This window comes from Candidatus Protofrankia californiensis (assembly GCF_900634765.1).
Lineage (GTDB): Bacteria > Actinomycetota > Actinomycetes > Frankiales > Frankiaceae > Protofrankia > Protofrankia californiensis.
Genome location: NZ_CAAAFT010000245.1, coordinates 1 through 7,496, shown reverse-complemented (window position 1 = coordinate 7,496; position 7,496 = coordinate 1). Strand labels below are relative to the sequence as shown.

General features: G+C 63.1%; 4 protein-coding genes and 1 pseudogene. All 5 read right to left on the bottom strand.

Annotated features, from left to right (window positions below; all coding sequences use genetic code 11):
• Positions 1-435 (bottom strand): annotated as a pseudogene (locus DD1DGNOD_RS13135) (hypothetical protein); the annotation flags it as partial.
• 100 nt (positions 436-535) lie between these two features.
• Entirely contained in the window at positions 536-2,794 is a 2,259-nt protein-coding gene (locus tag DD1DGNOD_RS13130; protein ID WP_131770253.1) for a hydantoinase B/oxoprolinase family protein, read from the bottom strand.
• 45 nt (positions 2,795-2,839) lie between these two features.
• Positions 2,840-4,972 (bottom strand): hydantoinase/oxoprolinase family protein, encoded by a 2,133-nt coding sequence (locus tag DD1DGNOD_RS13125; protein ID WP_131770252.1) that lies wholly within the window; start codon positions 4,970-4,972, stop codon positions 2,840-2,842.
• 1 nt (position 4,973) lies between these two features.
• Positions 4,974-5,357 (bottom strand): acetone carboxylase subunit gamma, encoded by a 384-nt coding sequence (locus tag DD1DGNOD_RS13120; RefSeq protein ID WP_131770251.1) that lies wholly within the window; start codon positions 5,355-5,357, stop codon positions 4,974-4,976.
• 35 nt (positions 5,358-5,392) lie between these two features.
• Positions 5,393-7,360, bottom strand: coding sequence for a hydantoinase/oxoprolinase family protein (locus tag DD1DGNOD_RS13115; RefSeq protein WP_131770250.1), 1,968 nt, complete (start codon positions 7,358-7,360; stop codon positions 5,393-5,395).
• Between the last annotated feature and the right edge of the window lie 136 nt (positions 7,361-7,496).

Genomic DNA, 7,496 nt, shown 5'->3' with positions numbered 1-7,496 from the left:
GTCTTCGTCAATTTCCGCTACTACGCCGGGGAATGCCTGTCGATATGAGAGCGCAATCCAAACGGGTGGTGACGGGAGAACAACGGCGAGGATTCGAGTATTAAAGGCGACCCGGAGTGTGCCGATGAGATCGACCATGCGGGTCCGCAGAGCGTCGTTGCTCAGCAGCGTCTTGAGAGGGAACAACAGTCGTCGCTTGGCCGACATTGCATCCCGCAGCTGGGGGTTGGCGGTCAGCCACCGGTCGACTACCGCTTCGACGGGTACGGCGATGACCTCGGGCGCGAGAAGGCCACATACCTTGCGCTTCCAGTCGACGAGGGCGTCGGTGTCGAGCCAGGGGATATGGTCCCCGAAGAGCTTCTCGGCATACGCGGTGTAGTCGAGCCACAAGCAGTCGGAGCCCTCGGCGCAGCGATCCATCAGGGATGGCATTGGTATCTCCCGCATGTGTCGAAACGGCGGCCGGTTCTCTGATCTGTTACTCCCTTGGGAAGACAGATCAGGGAACCGGGACCGCTGATGTGTTACTCCCTTACGAGGACAGCTGAGCCTTGAGGCCGGTGATTTCCGCCTGGAGCTGCGCGATCTTGACGTCCTTCGGGTTGGGCATGAACATGCTCTGCAGCACGCGGCCTTCCATCGTGATGCGCTGGCCCGCGGACGTGCCGTAGACGACGTCGGTGTCGCGGCCCCAGGCGCCGTAGTACTCCATGTCCTCCGGGGGCTCCGGACGAACCCACTCGGCCACGAACTCGTCGAAGGGCTTGCCGCGGGCGATACGCGCCTGTCGTTCCTCGTTGCGCAGGGCCTCCGTGGCTTCGTCGTCGACGATGGAGGTCTCCGGGTCGAAGGCCACCTTGTAGATCTCGCTGGCCAGCTCCCGGGACATCAGGTCCTCCTCGATGTCCTTCATGACCAGCGTGGGATCCCGCTGGAGCACGTCGCCGTAGCCGGCGCCGGTTCCTTGGCAGACCATGTGGAGTTCGCCCGGCCGTACCAGCTCGAAGGTCATCCCCATGTCGTGCGTGGAGTACGTGGCGCCCTCGAACGGCTGCCGATTCATGATGTCGAGGATGTCGAACTTGATATTCTCGGAGTTCTTTTCCAGCTCTTCGAAGACGTTGACTCCGGAGACCTTGCACAGCGGGTACGTGGGTGGAGCGTAGCCACCGAAGAGCGCCTGGGTGGGGGTGATCAGCGATCCGGTGCAGCCGGACATGAATCCCCACAGAGCGGTCTTGCGGGTGGTGACGATCTGCTCGTAGCCCAAGCCGCCGCGGTACTTGCCGAATCCGATGCGATCCTTGGCGAGAGTGAAAGCGCCGAGGCGAATCATCGGCACCTCCTCCTCCATCACCTCGATCTCACCGATGTCGCAGTAGGCCGCGAACGGCGGGGAGATGGAATGCTCGCCGTCCCGGTTGTACCGGCCGCCTTGGGGGGCGCCGTTGATGTCGGCGCAGAAGTTGCCGACATCCTCTCCGTTCTGGGTGTGCCCGCCGTAGATCACGGTGGCCGGCTGGTCGTACTGCGGCGCCACAATCGAGGTGTACTGCCGCGGCAACATATAGCTGAGCTTGGCCATGGGCACGCACGGCAGCGTCATGGCCTTGAACAGGGGAATGAGGCTCATCGCCTGCGGGCTCATGAACGACCCGTTAAGCCATGAGTACTCATCCCACCTGAAGTCCAGGGGCGAGAACACCGCTTGCGAATGAGGCAGGTCCGGCCAGATGTTTTGCAGGTAGCCGGACAGCAGCAGGCACTTCATCGAGCCCTGATTGGTGTTGACCGATCTGTTGAGGAACTCCGGAGCCGAGCCCCTGAAGTCCAGCGTCAGCTGGTCCCCCTCGACCGTGATGGCGAGGGGATACTTGATGACCACGTTCTCGCGCAGCGTGGAGTCGACAAATGCCGAAACCCGCGTCGTGCCGTCCGGGAGTTCGCGGATGCGACGGCGGACCTCGGTCTCGACATCCTCGATGTGCTGACGGAGTGTGCCGATCACTGCTTCTTCGCCGAACTCCTCAAAGACGGCCAGCACCCGCTCCCGCAGCCGCAGGACCGCGTGGAGCTTCACCTTCATGTCCTCGTACTGCAGCTTGGGGTCACGGACCGAGTTCTGCAGGAAGGTCTGAAGGTCGCGGCGGATCTGGAAGTTCTCGACGAACTTGAAGGGCGGCATCTTGAGGCCCTCGTCGAACTTGCTCTCCGCTGCCGCCGGCATCCCGCCGGGTTCGGTCGAACCGTTCTCGCCTTCGTGGATCGTGGCTGCCAGCCAGGCCACGACCCGCCCCTTCCAGAACAACGGCATCATCGTCGACTGGTCGGTGTTGTGGAGCCCACCGTAGCGGGCATCATTGTGGATGAAAGCGTCACCGTCCTTGTAACCGACGGTGGGATCGTCCTTCCAATGCCTGATGATGAACTTGATCGGGTAGTGGCAAGCCCCGGCGAAGGCGACCACGCCGTGCGGTGCGATCATCGTGAGGTCGCCGGAGGCGGTGAAGATCGCCGCCACTAGGTCGCCCCATTTGGCGCCGGGCGCGGTGCCCATCTGCTCCATCATGGTGTTGGATTCGTCGAGCGCGGCCATGAGCCGACCGCGAATCTCGTTGGCGAGATGGGGACTCACCTTCCCCTGCGAGAGGATGGTGTCCTCTTCGGGGGTGCGCGGAACGATCTTGTGGTTGGTGAAGATATCCGGATCAGGCGCGAGGAACAGCACGTTGTCGGCAAGGAACTCGTCCTGGAGTGCCTTCTCTTCCGAGCTGAGGACGGGGTCGCTCATGGGTACCTCTTTGTCTGTCGTGGCTTTACTCATCGACGGCGGCGGTCAGGATTCGCTACGGGTGAGCCAGACTGCTTCGCCTTTTACGGCCTGGTAGTGCCAGCCGGGCTCGACCAGGTAGGTCGTTTCTTCGGTGAGAACCACCGCGGGCCCTTCGATTTCGGTGCCCTCGGCGAGCGCAGACGCGTCATAGATGGCGGTCTTCACTGGACCGTCGACACCGACGAAGTGACAGTCACGGGTGGTTACCGGTTCGACCGCACTCCGCACGCCGTTGGGCGAGATTGCCTGGAACGTAACGCCAGACTGATCCACATAGGACGCGACCCGGATGATGTTGACGCGCACGCCCGCGGCTGTAGCCTCACTGCCCTTACCGAACCGCTCGGCATAGCGGGTGCCGAACTGACGAATCAAGCTCAGCACGTCGCCCGGAGACTCCAGCCGTGGGCTCTCGGCCACCACGGCGGTCGTGACCCGCTGGTTGCCGTAGCGCATGTCGAGCTCGAGACGGTACTTGACCTCCTCGGCCGGAATGCCTTGGCGGACCAGGTCCTCACGTCCGCGCCGTTCGAGTTCTTCCACCCGACGGTTGAAGTCCTCGAAGTCGCTGAGGAAGCTCTTCTGCTCCGCGTCGAACAGGACCGTCCACGTACTCATCTCGTGGATGTGCATCTGGTTCAGATTCCCCGCGCCCACCGCCGAGAAGATCGGCGCATACGGCGGGCACAGCACCCGCTCGGCTCCGAGTGCGTCGGCGATACCACACGCGTGCAGCGGCCCGTTACCGCCGTAGGCCAGCACCGTGAACTGCTCCGGCTCGTGTCCGCGGACCCGCAGCTCACGCGCGATCCCGTTGGCCATGTTGGCGTCGACGGTTCGCTTGACGAGCTTGCTGACCTCGATCACGTCCAGATCAAGGTCGTCACACAGGTTCTCTTCGATCGCGTTCTTGCTGCGACGCGCGTTGAGTTTGATCTTGCCGCCGGCGTAGTTGGCCGGGTCCACGTACCCCAACACCAGGTCGGCATCGGTGACGGTGGCCTCGAGGCCACCTCGGTCGTAGCAGGCCGGTCCCGGGTCGGACCCGGCGCTCTCCGGGCCGACGGCGACAGTCTTGAAGACCGGGTCGTACGTGCAGATCGACCCGCCGCCGGCACCCAGGGTGACGAGGTGCACCATCGGGACGCTGACCATCCAGCGTTCGATTTCCGGCTCGAAGTCGTAGTACTTGTGTCCTCCTTCCACGACGAGGCCGATGTCGAAGCTCGTGCCGCCCATGTCGGTCGCGACGACGTTGGCCAAACCGGTCTGCTCGGCCAGCGCCTCGGACGCGCCGATCCCGGCCACCGGCCCGGAATGCACGGTCTGCAGGGCGTCGGTGGAATTGAGCTGCGCCATGCCACCCGAGTTGTGGATGACCAGCATGGGCTTGTCGTAGCCCTCGTCCTTCAGGTGCAGCTCGAGCGAACCGAGGCCGTGATACATCACGTTGTGCAGGAAGCCGTCCAAGATGGTGGACATCGCCCGGGTGTACTCGCCCTTGCGGCCACCCACCTGGTGGGAGAGGAGCACAGGGATCGCGCCCAGCAGGTGGCCCGGATACTCCTCGAGGAAGATCTCCCGAACCCGCAGTTCGTGTATCGGGTTGACGACGCTGTTGGCCAGGCACACGACGATCGCTTCGGCGCCCTTGTCGACCAGTTCGCGGAGCTTGGCCCGGAGGTCGTCCTCGTCCAGCTTCCTGATGATGTCGCCCTCGAAATCGACCCGTTCCCGGATCGTGAGGATCATCGGGATGGGCACGATCGGGTCGGGGCGCCGGGCGTTGGGCATGTCGAGCTGCGACTTCCAGTCGAGGCCAACGCCGTAGCCCTTCGCCCGCGCCAGCGGCACCGAGCTCCGGAAGCCCTCGGTGGTGAGCAGCCCGAGGCGCGGGCCCTTGCGCTCGATCAAGGCGTTCGTGCCTAATGTCGTCGCATAGCGGACGGAGTCGACGGAGGACAGCACCTCCTTGGTGGATACTCCGAGGTCCTCGCAGGCACGCTCCAGCGCCTCGTGGAAGCCGAGGGCCAGGTTCTGGTGCGTCGTCAGCGCCTTTCGCACAATGTGGCGGTCGCCCCAGACCACGAAGCAGTCGGTGAACGTACCGCCGATGTCGACGGACACTCGGCGCATCTCAGATCTCCTCTCCGGGCTTGGCGTGCGGGTGCTCGGTGATCTCCTTGTCGCGCCACTGCGCTTTCAGCGCGTCGAAGTCCAACTCGATGTCGTGCTCCGGCGGGTGCCCTGGCGGGAGGTATTCAGTTTCAATCATGGTGCCGCATCGTGGGCAGTAATATTCGAGAAGCCGAGTCCATTCGGGTTTCGGGGAATAGGTGAACGTGTACTTCTCGGGATCGAGCAGGGGCTTGTGGATCTCACGCGGGTCTCGGTCATAGACCAGGAGGCCTCGCTTGTAGTTGTCTCGGGCCGAAACGAGCTCGGCATCGCAGTAGCGACACTCCCAGAGCTCGCTGTCGAGATTGATTCGAAGATTCTCTGTGACGAGTACTTTTTTCATGGATCGCCTCGCTTTGCAAGCAGGGACGGATGGAGCTATGCCCGGGAGAGGAGGATGTCACCGCCGTCATTGATCTCGAACCGCCACCCTGGATCGATACGGCCGGTGAAATATGCGTCCTCGAGAACCGCGGGCCCGGCAGCGGATGCGCCACTCGGCTGTTTTTCGATCTGGTAGACGGGCAGAGCCTGGAACTCGCCTTCGCGTAGTACGGTGCGGGTTCCGTTCGTGATGGCCGCCGACGATTTTGCCTTGGCTGACGTCTGGAACCGCCCCGACAGCACGGGGCGTGGAATCGCCTTGCTGACAACCAGCGCCACCCTCAGCTGGGCGGTAGCCGGGAGTTCTGTGGGGAGGTGGTCGCGCGCATCGACGTGGCCATGCAGAAGACCGTCGACGTCGTCCAGGGCCACGACCTCCTCCCGGCCGTCGTATGTGATCCGTACGGTGCCAGCGACGTCGCATTCTGACAGGTCGAAGCCTTCGCCGAACATGTCTCGTTTGGCTTGGTCGAGCAGATCGGCCACGGCCTGCCGAACGACGTCGGGCCCGGTGCCGTCAAGTCGAGCTTCGTAACGATGACCGATGTCAGAGAACCCGAGCCCGTACGCCGAGAACACCGGGGCCAGGCCAGGGATCAGGACCCGATCGATGCCAACAGCATCGGCCACCTGGCACGCGAACAGTGGCCCAGCGCCACCAAAGGCGGCAAGTGTCGTTTCAACAGAGATGGACGTGAACGCCACCAACGCGTTGGCGATCTTGTCTACCCATGCCTTCTGCATGGCCTCCACAACCTCGTCCACGGTCAGCTGTAACGGAGCCGCCACGTTCTCGAGCACCGCTGCCGCGGCGCGGTCACGGTCAAGCTCCAGGCCCCCGCCGAAGAACGACGCTGGATCAAGCAGCCCACTGAGGAGTGCGGCGTCCGTAATGGTCGCCTGCGTTCCGCCCAAGGCGAAGCAGGCCGGCCCGGGCGTGCTGCCCATGCTCTGCGGCCCGACTTGGATCGAGCTGCCGTCTGCCTTGATGACGGAGCTCCCACCAACACCTACGCTCACCAGCTCGCACAACGGGAAAGATGTCGCGACGCCGTGGATGTCACCATATTGCTGGATCCGGACGTAGTCGTCCTTCACCTCGCCGATGTCGGTGGTCGTGCCGCCGACATCCATAGAGAGTAGATGTGGGAATCCGTAGTGCTTGGCAACAACTCGAACGCCCTCGATGCCACCCCGGGGACCGGAGCTGTACGTCTTGATTGCGGTAGTCTTCGCCACCCTGGCCGAGAGCCCGTCGTTCCGGAAAATCAGGAGGGGGTTCTGGTTCTTGCTGGCGCGCAGCTTGTGCTCGGCGTTATAGAGGAATTTCTCCATCGCCGGGTGAAGGAAAGCGTTGAAGATCGTCGTCCAGGCCCGTCGGACGTCGTCGTCGTCCTCGGCGACTTCGTGCGAGTAGAGTATGGGGATGGCCCCCAGCAGGTGCGCGGGGAATTTGGCCAGGAGGATTCTCTTGATACGGGACTCTGCGGCCGATCGATCGATTCCACCATGGACGACAACAATTCTGTTCGCCCCGGCGGAGGCGAGCGTGTTGATGGACCGCAGAACCTCGACCTCGAGGTTGGGTTCGCCCTCGACGTCCACCTGCCGGACTCGCCCACCAACGAGCGTCCCGAAGAATTCGCGTTCGTTTGCGTCGCGTTGCAGATCGGTCGCGGAGAGGTTACCGGAGAGAAGGATCCCGAGCCGAGGCCCTTTCTTCTCCACCAACGCGTTGGTGCCCTGCGTCGTCGAGTAGCGAATGTGGTCGGTTGAGCGCAATAGCGACAGGAGATCCGGGGCGCCGTAGATCAGGCTCGAGACCTTCGTCAGACCATCGATGAAACACCGGGAAAGATCATAGGGCGTGGTCAGTGTCTTTGTTCGGTAGACCGTCTCCCCGTCGATGACACAGACGTCGGTCAGAGTGCCACCGTTGTCGATGTTGATTAACCGCCCCACTTGAGTCCTCCGTCGTCGGTTGAATACAATTTGTCTGATGTCGAGATTCCGTCGGACAGGAAGATGCCAGACACGACTCGCTGTTCGGCGGCCGGCCTACCTCCCACCCTGACGGGCTCGTGTCCGAGCGTCCAGA